The 10,470-nt window shown below is 59.6% G+C and carries 12 protein-coding genes; 4 read left to right on the top strand and 8 right to left on the bottom strand.

What is annotated here, in order from left to right; translation table 11 throughout:
• Window positions 1–66: 66 nt before the first annotated feature.
• Window positions 67–1,275, bottom strand: coding sequence for an MGDG synthase family glycosyltransferase (locus PEH01S_RS08090; RefSeq protein WP_127484765.1), 1,209 nt, complete (start codon window positions 1,273–1,275; stop codon window positions 67–69).
• Window positions 1,276–1,478: 203 nt separating this feature from the next.
• Between PEH01S_RS08090 and PEH01S_RS08085 the strand changes: the two genes are divergently transcribed.
• Window positions 1,479–2,384: an SDR family oxidoreductase gene (locus PEH01S_RS08085; protein ID WP_127484763.1), complete on the top strand. Its 906-nt coding sequence runs from the start codon at window positions 1,479–1,481 to the stop codon at window positions 2,382–2,384.
• Between the two features lie 94 nt (window positions 2,385–2,478).
• On the opposite strand, the gene PEH01S_RS08080 is transcribed toward PEH01S_RS08085, so the two are convergent.
• Window positions 2,479–3,369 (bottom strand): SDR family oxidoreductase, encoded by an 891-nt coding sequence (locus tag PEH01S_RS08080; RefSeq protein WP_127484761.1) that lies wholly within the window; start codon window positions 3,367–3,369, stop codon window positions 2,479–2,481.
• A gap of 228 nt (window positions 3,370–3,597) precedes the next feature.
• Here PEH01S_RS08080 and PEH01S_RS08075 point away from each other — a divergent pair, with 228 nt between their 5' ends.
• From PEH01S_RS08075 to PEH01S_RS08065, 3 genes are all read left to right on the top strand, one after another.
• Window positions 3,598–4,548 (top strand): helix-turn-helix transcriptional regulator, encoded by a 951-nt coding sequence (locus tag PEH01S_RS08075; RefSeq protein WP_127484759.1) that lies wholly within the window; start codon window positions 3,598–3,600, stop codon window positions 4,546–4,548.
• A gap of 184 nt (window positions 4,549–4,732) precedes the next feature.
• Window positions 4,733–5,326 carry a sigma-70 family RNA polymerase sigma factor gene (locus PEH01S_RS08070; RefSeq protein WP_127484757.1) on the top strand — a complete coding sequence of 198 codons (594 nt, stop codon included), beginning with the start codon at window positions 4,733–4,735 and terminating at the stop codon, window positions 5,324–5,326.
• Window positions 5,305–6,288, top strand: coding sequence for a DUF4367 domain-containing protein (locus PEH01S_RS08065; protein ID WP_127484755.1), 984 nt, complete (start codon window positions 5,305–5,307; stop codon window positions 6,286–6,288). Before PEH01S_RS08070 ends, PEH01S_RS08065 begins: the two co-directional genes overlap by 22 nt.
• A 152-nt stretch (window positions 6,289–6,440) precedes the next feature.
• Here PEH01S_RS08065 and PEH01S_RS08060 read toward each other — a convergent pair whose 3' ends face one another.
• The 6 genes from PEH01S_RS08060 to PEH01S_RS08035 form a co-directional block, all read right to left on the bottom strand.
• Entirely contained in the window at window positions 6,441–7,274 is an 834-nt protein-coding gene (locus PEH01S_RS08060) for a protein-glutamine gamma-glutamyltransferase (RefSeq protein WP_025844934.1), read from the bottom strand.
• An 88-nt stretch (window positions 7,275–7,362) separates the two neighbouring features.
• Window positions 7,363–8,679, bottom strand: coding sequence for a deoxyguanosinetriphosphate triphosphohydrolase family protein (locus PEH01S_RS08055; protein ID WP_025844936.1), 1,317 nt, complete (start codon window positions 8,677–8,679; stop codon window positions 7,363–7,365).
• A gap of 115 nt (window positions 8,680–8,794) precedes the next feature.
• Window positions 8,795–9,382: a hypothetical protein gene (locus PEH01S_RS08050; protein WP_127484753.1), complete on the bottom strand. Its 588-nt coding sequence runs from the start codon at window positions 9,380–9,382 to the stop codon at window positions 8,795–8,797.
• Window positions 9,383–9,408: 26 nt separating this feature from the next.
• The gene (locus tag PEH01S_RS08045) at window positions 9,409–9,849 is read right to left on the bottom strand and encodes an Hsp20/alpha crystallin family protein (RefSeq protein WP_025844939.1); all 441 of its coding nucleotides are present in this window, start codon (window positions 9,847–9,849) and stop codon (window positions 9,409–9,411) included.
• Window positions 9,850–9,911: 62 nt separating this feature from the next.
• Window positions 9,912–10,160 (bottom strand): spore germination protein, encoded by a 249-nt coding sequence (locus PEH01S_RS08040; protein WP_127484750.1) that lies wholly within the window; start codon window positions 10,158–10,160, stop codon window positions 9,912–9,914.
• Between the two features lie 54 nt (window positions 10,161–10,214).
• On the bottom strand, window positions 10,215–10,442 hold the full coding sequence (locus tag PEH01S_RS08035; RefSeq protein ID WP_025844942.1) for a spore germination protein: 228 nt from the start codon (window positions 10,440–10,442) through the stop codon (window positions 10,215–10,217).
• Between the last annotated feature and the right edge of the window lie 28 nt (window positions 10,443–10,470).

Here is a 10,470-nt window from a genome sequence, read left to right as displayed (position 1 = left end):
AAGCCGCTCATCCCGTTCAGGATGAGCGGCTTCCGTCGGGCGTCGCCCCGATCCCGCCTCGCTGATTTACCACGCCTCGCGAATCGCGGTCGTCGGCTGCCACGCTTTGCGCATGGAAGACGCCGTCTGCTGAAGATGCATAATCGCATTCCAAGCCTGCTCCGTCGGGTGCTGGCGGCGGAACTGCCGCGCCCTTCCCTTCATCGCCGCCAGCGCAAGCCGGTTGTCCGCAAGCTCGAGCAGTTGATCCTGCAGCGCCCGGGAGGCTGTCGCCCGGATGGCGACGCCGGCCTTCTCCAGCACCGCGGCGTTGTCTTCCTCCTGGCCGGGAATCGGCTTGTATAGGAGCATCGGCAAGCCCATAGCGACGGCCTCCGCCGTCGTCAGCCCGCCGGGCTTGGTTACCAGCAAATCGGCGACCGCCATCCATTCGTGAATTTCCTCGACGAAGCCTTTGACGATGACGCGGTTCGTCGGGTGCTCCCGCAGCTCCGCCTCCAGCTCTTCCCGCACGGCCGCGTTGCTTCCGCAGATGACGACCAGCTGCACCCGCTCCAACAGAGCCGTCGAGCGGATCAGCGAACGGACGCTTTCATCCAGCATACCGCTGCCGCCGCCCATCACAAGCACGACCGGGTGCTGCGGATCAAGGCCGAACGACTGGCAGAGCCGGACCCGGTCGAACGGTTCGGAGAAGCGGCGGCGCACCGGAATGCCGGTCACCCGCACGCGGGAAGGCGAGACGCCGTACAGACGCAGCGCGGCCGCTACCTGCTCGGACCCGACCAGGTACAAATCCGTATGCGGCTGCAGCCACAGACTGTGATCGGTATGGTCCGTAATGACCGTAACAAGCGGCGTGGAAACCGCGCCCTTTTCTTTCAGCAGCGAGACGGCCGCCGCAGCCAGCGGGAACGTGCAGACGATAATGTCCGGCCTTTTCTCCTCCAAGAGCGTCAGGAACCGGGACAGCCCCAAGCTCAAAAACGTTTTGAACGGAACCGGCATCGCCTCTTTCCGTCTCGTTTTGCGATATAAATAGCCGTAGACCGACGGCGCTTTCTCGACGCCCTTCATAAAGCAGTACTTCACCATCGGATGAAGATACGGATACACTTCCTGCATAAAATCGACCACCTCGGCCCGGACACGCTCCGCCAAGCCTTCACCGCATGTCTCCACCAGCGCCCGCGCCGCTTGCCGGTGACCGTCACCCAAGTCTCCGGAGAGCACCAAAACGCGCGCAGCCGCGGGGATCTCGCCGTTCGTCAACATAAGTAGCCCCCCGTTAACTGTTCTTTATTTACTCTTCTACTCTATATATTAAACGAAAAACCTGAAGAAATCCCATCCTCAGAGCTTAAAACTTTCTTAAGTATGCGAATGACCCGGACGCGACTCCGGGGCGGCACCCCTAGCGCCCAACGCGAATACACTATCGGCAAAAGCCCATGTTTACGGGTGATCGGAGGTTCCTTATGAAGCCTTACCCTGAATACCCCTACTATGCGATGGAAACGGAATGCCGCGAAAAGCCGATTGCATTCCCGCCCCAGCATCAAGAGCAGCAGCCCGGACTTGAATATTTGATGAACCCGCGGCCGATCTTCGACAACCCCGCCTATATCGGCAGCGGCAAGCTTCTCGGCAAAGTAGCCCTGATCACGGGCGGAGACAGCGGGATCGGACGCGCGACGGCCGTCGCCTTCGCCAAGGAAGGAGCCGACGTGGCCATCGCCTACTTATACGAGCATCCGGACGCGGCCGAAACGAAGCAGCATATCGAGCAGCTTGGCCGCCGCTGTCTGGCCATCCCGGCAGACTTGCGGGACAAAGCTTCTTGCACGGGCGTCGTCGCTCAAACGCTTAGCGCGTTCGGCAAGCTGGACGTTTTGGTCAACAATCTGGGCGTCCAGTATCCGCAGTGGAGCATCTTGGATATTACGGAGGAGCAGCTGATCGAGACGTTCCGGACGAACATATTCTCGTTCTTTTTCGTCACTCAGGCCGCTCTGCCCTATATGAAGGCGGGCGACTCCATCATCAATACGGCTTCGGTTACCGCCTACCGCGGCAACCGGCAATTGATCGACTATTCATCCACCAAAGGGGCGGTCGTCACCTTTACGCGGTCGCTGGCTCTCTCGCTGGTCGAGCAAGGCATCCGGGTGAACAGCGTATCCCCCGGTCCCGTCTGGACCCCGCTGACGGTCTCCAGCTTCCCCGCCGGGCAGGTGAAGACGTTCGGCACGGATACCCCGATGGGCCGGGCCGCTCAGCCGTTCGAGCTGGCGCCGGCCTACGTATACCTCGCAAGCGACGATTCGAGGTACGTCACCGGCGAGACGCTGCATGTGAACGGAGGCTCGTTCATCACCTCCTGATGCGGCAACGTCAAAAAGGGGCTGCAGAGATCATCTCCCGCAGTCCCTTTTTGGCGTTAGTCCGATACTTTCCGAACTGCTGCACAGCCGCAGATCACGGCTTGTCCGTCTCGGCGTAAAAGCCCTGCTCCGCCGCATAATTGCCCCAGTGCGGCCTGCTCCCGTCTTCGTCCGCAAAGCCGTATTCATCGGAGAGCCCCCAGCTTGTGAGCGCTTGACCGGATTTGTCCATGATGCGCGGGTCGGCGGCCAGAGCAGCAACCGCCCGGCCGACATAATGCGGTGTCTCCGACATCATAAAATGCGGGTCCTTCTCCGCCGCGTCCCGCCAATTGTCCTTCGTCACGCCGAAATGGTCGAGCATCGCTTCCGAACGAAGAAATCCCGGCGTGACCGCTACAGCCGCCACACGGTGCGGACGAAGCTCCTCGGCCATCGCCTTGGCCAGGTGAATAGCCGAAATTTTGGCTAGGCTGTAGTACAGGTTGCCGCGGTACCGGTAATCCCAGCCGTCCGTAATTTCCACGATGAGCCCCCGCCTGTTCGCCACAAGCAGAGGCGCGCCGTAATAGCTGGTGATCATGTGCGAATGCACCGCCCGCCGCTGCATCAGCAGCCCGTCGGCAAGCGGCCTCTCCCAGAACGTCTTGCCCCATTCCATCAGCGAGTCGCCGCCCCACACGTCGTTGACGAGCAGGTCAAGCCTGCCATCCTGCTCCCTTCGCACCTGCTCGAACAACGCCCGGACCTCTTCCTCCACCGTATGGTCCACGCGCACCGGAATGCCGCGTCCGCCCCGGGCCGTTACCAACTCCGCCGTCTCCTCGATCGTCTCCGTTCTGCCCATATCCGAGAGTTGCCCCCGCGAACTGCGGCCGGTAACATACACCGTCGCTCCCGCTTCCCCCAGCATTTCGGCGATGCCGCGGCCCGCTCCTCTTGTCGCTCCGGCGACGACCGCGATGTGTCCTTCCAATGGTTTCATCGTTCATTCCTCCGCTTCCTTAGCCGTCCGGCGGGCAGTCCCTGCCATTCCTGCGCCCGCCGGTACCCGAGTTTTTATCCATCTGCCGGATCTCTAATCGTGTCTCCGTCTTACACTTTCATCCTACCACCCCTAATATGTCAACCCTTGTCATATTGCTGTGATAAAATGAAACTATCTGTTGACGAAACGAAGCTTAATATTCCAGGTGAACAAGGAGCGAAGATCATGCGTGCGGACCGGCTGTTATCGATTTTATTGCTGCTTCAGAACCGCGGCCGAATGACCTCGCGAGAGCTGGCCGAGCAGCTTGAGGTATCGGAGCGGACCATCTTCCGCGACATGGAGGCGCTCAGCGCTTCCGGCATTCCGCTCTATGCTGAAAGGGGCTCGGGCGGCGGCTGGGTGCTGCCGGAAGGCTACCGCTCCCAGCTCACGGGGCTCAAAATCGACGAAATCCGCTCCCTCCTGCTCGCCCACGCTTCCGGCATGATGCGCGATTTGGGCTGGCGCGAGGCTTTTGAAGCGGCCTTATTGAAGCTGCTTGCCGCTCTGCCTCCCTCCCTGCGGCGGGATGCGGAAGCGGTCCGCCAACGCATCCACGTGGATGGAGCCGGGTGGTACGGACCCGCGGAGGAAGTGTCGTGCTTGCCCGTCGTGCAGGAGGCGGTGTGGGAGGAACGGCGGCTTGCCGTTCGCTACGGGCGGGGCGACGAGGTCGTCGAGCGCGAGGTCGGCCCGCTCGGGCTGGTCGTCAAAGGAAGCGCGTGGTACTTGATCGGGCTCGTCGACGGCCAGATGCGCACGTACCGGGTCTCCCGGATACGAAGCGCCGTTATACGGCCGGAGCGATTCGAGCGGCCGACAGACTTCGATCTGGCCCGCTACTGGGAGCAATCGACGGCCGACTTCAAGTCCCGGCTGCCCAGCTATCTCGTGACGCTGCAAGCGGATGCTTCCGCCCTGGCTCTCCTGCGGGAGGAGCACTTCGTCAAAATCCGCGAAGCCCGCCCGGCGGCCGGCGGCCTGACGGAGCTTACCGCCGATTTCCAAACGGCGGAGTACGCGCTTCGCCTCATTCCGGGTTACGGCGGCGGACTGCAGGTGCTGGAGCCGGAAGAGCTTCGCGCAGCCCTCCTCCGGCTGGCGGAGACGATCCGTCAAATGTACGGCCCTTGACGATACGGTCCGGTCTACGCTCATGAAGCCGCAACCGCAACATACGGCCCTCATCCGGCTCCGGCGCCAACCGCCGGAGTTATTTTGCGTGCGGCGGCGACATTTTTTTGAAGGAAAAACGAACGAATCCGGCGCTCAGGACCAATATAGAGTGAAAAAACAACGATAGGGGGACCGGCCGCCTATGACAGACTCCGAATGGCAGCATTGGATCAAGCAAGCGAACCACGGAGACGAAAAAGCGTTTCAAATGATTTACGAACAAAGTAAAGACCATGTGTACCGCACGGTCACGCTTCTCATCGGCAGCAAGCAGGACGTGTGCGACGTGGTCAGCGAGGTGTATGCCGAATTATTCAGGTCGCTGGCGAAATACGACGGGCGCAAGCCGTTCCGCTCCTGGCTTACCGGCCTCGTGATCCGCCAAACCCGCAACTGGAACCGAAGGCTGTGGCGGAAATTCAGGCTGCACGAGCGCAGCAGACTGCTGGAAACGGAAGATCGCACCCCGGACACGGAGGAGCTGTTCCTGAAGCATGAGCATCAGCACGAGCTGGTCGCTCTCGTCCATAAGCTCCCCTACAAGCTCCGGAGCGTCATCGTGCTGCGCTATTATCAGGAGCATACCTTTGACGAAATTGCAGATCTGCTGGGCATCCCGTCCGGTACGGTCAAATCCAGACATCATGCCGCACTTGCCAAGCTGCGCAAGCAAGCGGGCCATTTCATCGAAACGAACGAAGGAGGGCTTGCCCCATGTCCATCGAAAATCACTTAAAAACCGAGCTTCAGCACTTTGCCGGAACCCTTCACGCCCCTGCGCAGCTCGACGAGCGAATCGGAGCGTTCATTCGGAAGCATACCCGCACGTCGGCTCCGTCCTCCAGACCCGTCAAACGCCAATATGCAACCCGGGCGGCTCTCATCGCCGCTTGCATCTTTCTGTTTTCCGGCATCGCCTACGCTTCCAGCCTGCTCTATACGATGCAGACGGATAAGGTTCGCGTAGAGCTGACCCAGCAAGCCGCGGCCAGCCTGCCCGCAAGCCTGTCCGCCGAGCTGACGCAATCGGTACGCGACATCCGCAGCGAGCTTGCTTCGGGCGAGTCCGCTTACGTATACAGCGCGGAGCTTGAGAAGCGGAAGCTGCCGGCCCTGCTGAAAATTACCGCTCCCGCCGCCTATACGGACATCGAAGCCTGGAAAACGGAGACGAAGAGGCGCTTTGCCCCGTTCAAGGCGCCGACGGCGCTGCCGGCCGGATTTGCCTTCGTCCGGGGGGAGCTGGAGGCTCCTGTCGGCGGCATCGACGCTGCGGCCTACGAGCAGTATCACAGCTTGCTTCGGAAAAAAGCCTTGGCGGGAAACCGGACCATCGTCTGGCAAAAGGCGCCGGCGGCAAGTGCGGCGGTCTCTCCGATGGATATGCCCGGGCTGGTCTATGCTAACGGTGAAGGGGAGCAAATCGAGGTGCGTTACCAAGTGTTCCCCGGAGACGATGCGGTGACCGACATCCGCACCATTACCGGCGAATCGACAACCGCGGAGAAGGTTTCCGTTTCGGGCAAGGACGGCTACTATACGTTGAACCGCAACCATATCCTCAGCGAAACGGGCGCGATGCAAAGCCTGGTTTGGCTGGAAGCGCAGGACGGCAGCACGATCCTGTACCAAGTGACGACCCCTTCGCTGAACGTATCCCAAGACGATCTGCTTCGAATCGCAAACAGCTTGCAGTAACGTCTTACGCCCGGTCAGGGCTGTCTTGCGAGACAGCAAGGCCGGGCGCTGCCGCTAATCGTGTGCCGAAAAAAGGGATCTCTCGTGCGCGATTCCTCTTCTCCGTCTGGAGGGAGCGGTCTCGCGGATCGAAAGATCCCCTATCACGTGTCTCACGCGTAAATGTTGGTCCTTCCGCCGATTTTGACGACAATCCGGCCGAAGGCTTCCGGTGGCAGCCAAGCCAGCGCCGCCTGAGAAATCGGAAAGCGCGAAGAAGCCGCCTCGTACAAATAAACGAAATTCGGATACGTTACCTGATCCATTAAATAAGCGGACCTTGTGCTGCCGGGCTTGCGGTGCTTGTTGAGCTTGGCAATGATGCCCGCTGCATTCATGATGCCGATCCCATGGCCGAAATAGTTGTCGTGCCCGAGCTTCACCACGTTCTCCCCCTGCCACTCCATCCATTCCGGATCGACGTCGGGGTTTTTGAAATACAGGATGTCGCCCGAATACGTCGGCATTTTCTCGGCAATCGTAATCAGACGCAGGTCGCTGTCCACCTCCCACGAATACAAATACAGGTCGGTGAACAGCCGGTTGAACTTCTGATCTCCGATCGTCTCCAGCACCGCTTTGTACAGCACGATAATAATGGCGGTGGCGCATTCGAACGCATAGGCCCGGCCGTTCGAGAAAATATCGCGGATAGCGGCGGCGGGCAATACGTCCCGCCTCATCTTAAATCCGCCATCCGCCGTACGGGTCCAATAGGCTGCGTTGCAGCGCGATTTCTTGAAGGAAGCGAAAGACGCCGCGCTGTTCTGCATATCTCTGGCCGCTTGGACAATCGCCGTCCGCAGCCTGAGCTCGAAGCGCAGCGCTCCTTCTGAGTCATATTGATACGTCGTGGGGTTCCTGTGCTTTTCCTCGTAGATGTCCCTCTCGGGCGGTTCCCAGCCGGATATATCGACCGACGTTTGGCCGTCCGCAATAACGATCATGGGGACCGGTCACCTCCTCGTCAGAGATGCGATACTTACGCTCGCTCCCAGTATATGCCGGGGAGGGCAAGGATCAGACCCCAAAACCTTAATCCATCTCGTAGATCGAGCCGGATTTGCTTGCGAACAGCTCGGCGTACACCTTCTCCGCATAGGCGTCCGTCATGCCGGAGAGATAGTCGGCCACGAAACGCGGCCACGTCCAGCGGTTTTTATGCCGTTCGTAATTTTCGATCCAATCCGGCGGAATAATCAGACGTCCTTCCTCAGGCACCTTGAAGCTGTCCCATAACCGCCGGATCATAATTTCGCTGCGTTTTTGGAGCCGCTGCACCCGGAAGTCTTTGATCAGCGTCACCCAAGCCAGCTTCTTCAAAATCTCCATCGTCCGCAGCAGCTCCAAATCCTGCTGTCCGTCGCGAACGAACGTGACCCGCTTCCAGCCTTTCTTGGGGTCGTCGATAATGCCGACACGTCCGGCAAAAGCGCTCACCCAACGGGCTTTCATCTCCCTGCGGGTCCGCGAGGCCTCGTTATCGCACTCGGCGTAGATCTCTTCCCACTGCTCCAGATACGAAGCCAGCACGCGCTTGACCATCGCCTTGATATCGACCTGATCCCAGCCGACCTCCAGATTCCCCTGATCGCCCTCGATCTCTTCTACCAGATGCATCGCCAACCGGTCGTCTTCGAAAAATGTCCGGTTCATCTGGATTTTGCCGGCGCGGATGCCATCCTCGATATCGTGCGTCGAATAAGCGATGTCGTCGCTCAAATCCATCAGTTGGGCCTCCAGCGTCGAGCAGCCGGCCGGCATGTTCCATTTGTCGCGAAGGTAGCTGATGCCTTCCCATTCCATCGGATAGACACCTTTAATCCGTCCGGGCGTATCCAGATTATACGGGTACTTGTTTATCCCAAGCAGCACCGCCGCCGTCAAGTCCAAGCCGCTGCCGCTGCCGGCGCGCTTCTCCAGAAACATCAGCAGGCGGAAATTTTGCGCGTTGCCTTCGTAGGCCAAGCCGTGCTCTTCGGCCAGCAGCCGGTCCAGCACTTCTTCCCCTTTATGCCCGAACGGCGGGTGCCCGAGATCATGGGCGAGCGAGGCGCACTCCACAACCGCCGGGTCCATCATCAAGCCGGGGTGCTCCTTGCGCCGCAAAAACGCATAATGCTCGCCAAGCCGCCGCGCGGTCTCGCGGGCAATTTGCGACACCTCGATCGAATGCGTCAGTCTTGTCCGGTAGTAGTCGCCGGACCCGGCGCCGAATACCTGCGATTTGCCCTGCAGCCGCCGAAAAGCCGGGGATTGAATGAGCCGGGCATAATCCCGCTCGTATTCGTCCCGTTCTTCGCTGTACGTCCCGGCCACCGGTTCGTCCAAACGCAGTTTACGCAAATCCATAATGATCCCCCCGCTACTCTGCTCTCCTATGTCATAAAAAATAACATCATAGGTTGTTGAGCAAATTGTAGCACATTCCTTTTGCAAAGGAAAAGGGGCACCTCGCGGGCTTGTCCTACGTCCGGCTGCCGAAACGGATGCGGGGGCCGCCGTTCTGCGGAACGCTTCCCGGCGAAGCGGGAGCAGTCTTGCTCATCTTGTCCGGCTGGCCGTTTCCCCCGGGTTTATTATCCGCTGCAAATTTGCCATCAGCAGCGGGCCTGCCCCCCGTTGCGGGATTACCGCCTGCCTTAGGGTTATCCTCTGCCTTGGGCTTCCCCTCGGCCACGGGCTTGCCGGTTGCCGCGGGATTGCCCTCTGCCTTCGCTCTCCCGCCTGCGGCGGGCCGGGTTGCGCCGTTCCCGCTCCCGTCAGCTTCCTTGCCATACGTATACGCCGCTCCGATGTTCAGCTTGCCGCTCAGCTCCCGGATCCCGAGCTGTCCGAGGTTATTGTTCAGATCGACATGCTCGACAACCACCTTCTCGATGGATAACGATTGGATCACGATGGCGGGCTGAGTCTGCCGGTCCTCCAGTTTCTCCATCAGCCGGTTCAACCGTTCTTCCAGTTGACGGAGACGCTGCGCTTCTTCCTGGTTGCCGCCTTGCAGCGGGGGCGCGTTGGAATTGGACGTCGTCCCGAAAAACGTTTTCCTGTTCATCGTATCCCCACTTTTTTTCATAAAAATTATTCGATCTCGATCTGCTCGTCTTTACGCCGTATTCTTTCGTAGTTGAGAATCAGCAGCCCCCGTTCGAAGCGGGCATGGACCGGGGACTGCTCTCCCAGCTGCGGCAGCGGGATCGTACGCTCGAACGGGCCGTAAAAACGTTCCTTATGAAGCGGTGCGGCGTTGTCCAGCGGCGGCCTCGCAATCCCCCGCACCGTCAGTTCGTTGCCCGACAGCGTCAGCTCCACGTCCTCCTTGCGCAGCCCGGGGAGCTCCAGCACGACCCAGTTCTCTTCCTCCCGCTCATACAGATCGTACGCCGGGTAACGGCTTGGCTTACTGCCCTGCGCGGCTTCGGAAGCCGCTTCATCCTGGGTTTCGAATATGGACTTCCAAAAATCTCCTTTTTCAAGCTTCTCCGCCAGCTCCATCCACTGCTTCAGTTTATCCATGTCCATAACCCCGAAGCCCCCTAACAAGCGCTAACGCTCTGGTCCCCTCCGCCCCATACCGTTGGATGTCAGACGGTATGCGTCACCGGCGCGGTCGGGCTGCCGAACGCAGCCTGGGTTTGATCTGCAAGATCCGGATCCGCCGTGGCATTGATCATCAACGAGGAAGCGGGAGAAAGGTCACCGTTGGCAAAGTTGGCGCCGACGACTTTCAAGTTGACCGTGTGGCCGTTTTGCACCGTCGTGCCGAAATCGATGTTCGCGTTCTTGGACAATCCGTTCGTCTTAATGTTAAAGACATTAATAATGTTGGGCATCTTGGGCGCCTCCTTCTGCTTGCAAGCCCGCCGGTAAAGCGTGAAGCATACGCGTCATTTGGAAGAGAGCGTAAGCTCCCCCTGATCGTTCAGATCGGGATCGATATAAATATTGCGCATCTCCGCCCGGGGCGGGGCACCGTCTCCGAAGGACGCATTGGTCCCCTGCGTTTTAGAATGAACCGAATGGCCGTGGTGGAACGTATCCCCGATGCTGAAGGAGCCGTTATTCGAGATGCTGTTGATTTTGATATAAAAAATATTAATCGCCGGCGTCGCCACTAGAAACCACCCGCTTTCGGCATTGATT

Source organism: Paenibacillus ehimensis NBRC 15659 (assembly GCF_004000785.1).
GTDB lineage: Bacteria > Bacillota > Bacilli > Paenibacillales > NBRC-103111 > Paenibacillus_G > Paenibacillus_G ehimensis.
Note: the sequence above shows the minus strand (reverse complement) of the source record. Positions and strands in the feature narration are given on the sequence as shown.

Bases quoted from the DNA above. Each gene is read 5' to 3' on its own strand.
- PEH01S_RS08075 (WP_127484759.1), top strand. From the start codon at position 3,598: ATGCGTGCGGACCGGCTGTTATCGATTTTATTGCTGCTTCAGAACCGC.
- PEH01S_RS08055 (WP_025844936.1), bottom strand. From the start codon at position 8,679: ATGGATTTGCGTAAACTGCGTTTGGACGAACCGGTGGCCGGGACGTAC.
- PEH01S_RS08060 (WP_025844934.1), bottom strand. From the start codon at position 7,274: ATGATCGTTATTGCGGACGGCCAAACGTCGGTCGATATATCCGGCTGG.
- PEH01S_RS08080 (WP_127484761.1), bottom strand. From the start codon at position 3,369: ATGAAACCATTGGAAGGACACATCGCGGTCGTCGCCGGAGCGACAAGA.
- PEH01S_RS08090 (WP_127484765.1), bottom strand. From the start codon at position 1,275: ATGTTGACGAACGGCGAGATCCCCGCGGCTGCGCGCGTTTTGGTGCTC.
- PEH01S_RS08040 (WP_127484750.1), bottom strand. From the start codon at position 10,160: ATGCCCAACATTATTAATGTCTTTAACATTAAGACGAACGGATTGTCC.
- PEH01S_RS08045 (WP_025844939.1), bottom strand. From the start codon at position 9,849: ATGGACATGGATAAACTGAAGCAGTGGATGGAGCTGGCGGAGAAGCTT.
- PEH01S_RS08065 (WP_127484755.1), top strand. From the start codon at position 5,305: ATGTCCATCGAAAATCACTTAAAAACCGAGCTTCAGCACTTTGCCGGA.
- PEH01S_RS08085 (WP_127484763.1), top strand. From the start codon at position 1,479: ATGAAGCCTTACCCTGAATACCCCTACTATGCGATGGAAACGGAATGC.
- PEH01S_RS08050 (WP_127484753.1), bottom strand. From the start codon at position 9,382: ATGAACAGGAAAACGTTTTTCGGGACGACGTCCAATTCCAACGCGCCC.
- PEH01S_RS08070 (WP_127484757.1), top strand. From the start codon at position 4,733: ATGACAGACTCCGAATGGCAGCATTGGATCAAGCAAGCGAACCACGGA.